Origin of the sequence: Mesorhizobium sp. M2A.F.Ca.ET.067.02.1.1 (assembly GCF_004023285.1) — a bacterium.
GTDB lineage: Bacteria > Pseudomonadota > Alphaproteobacteria > Rhizobiales > Rhizobiaceae > Mesorhizobium.
In genome coordinates this window covers 1-715 of record NZ_RZSB01001324.1, presented here as the reverse complement: position 1 = coordinate 715, position 715 = coordinate 1, and the positions used below count along the sequence as shown (strand labels likewise).

Annotated in this window: 1 pseudogene; it reads left to right on the top strand. The window is 65.9% G+C overall.

Annotated features, from left to right (window positions below):
• Nucleotides 1–715 (top strand): annotated as a pseudogene (locus EOA28_RS37600) (glutamine synthetase); the annotation flags it as partial.

Below are 715 nucleotides of genomic sequence, written 5' to 3'. Positions count from 1 at the left end.
GTGCCCGACGTCAACGGCGTGTTGCGCGGCAAGACCTTGCCGGTAGCCAAGTTCCTCAAGTCGCTCGACGACCGAGCGCTGTATTTACCGAGCAGCGCCTTCCTGGTGGCGATCGACGGCCGCTATTCCGGCTCCATCGATGAGGCCTTTGCCTATTCCGACCCGGACATGCGCATGGTGCCCGACGTTTCGAGCCTGTGCCTTGCGCCAGGCAGCGCCGGCCGAGCCTATGTTTTTGCCGATACGTTCCACATGGACGACCGGCCGTGGATGGCCTCGCCGCGCCATGTGCTGAAAGCCGTGCTCGGGCTTTATGAGCAGCGCGGCTGGCGCGCGGTGGTGGCGCCGGAGCTCGAATTCTACCTCACGGCGCCGAATCCCGACCCGGATCGTCCCATCACTGCGCCGGTCGGGCGCAACGGCCGGCCGGAAAACGTGCAGCATCCCTACGACATGCAGGCGATGGAGGAGTTCGAAGCGGTGACGCGGCGGCTCTATGAACATGCCGCCGTCGTGGGCTTGCCGGTGGAGACGCTGATCCATGAATCCGGCACGGCGCAGCTCGAGATCAATCTGCTGCATGGCGATCCGCTGACGCTCGCCGACCAGGTGCTTCTGTTCAAGCGCCTGGCGCGGCAGATCGCGCAGGCGAACGGCATGCACGCGACCTTCATGGCCAAGCCGATCGCCGCGCAGGCCGGCAGCGCCATGCATC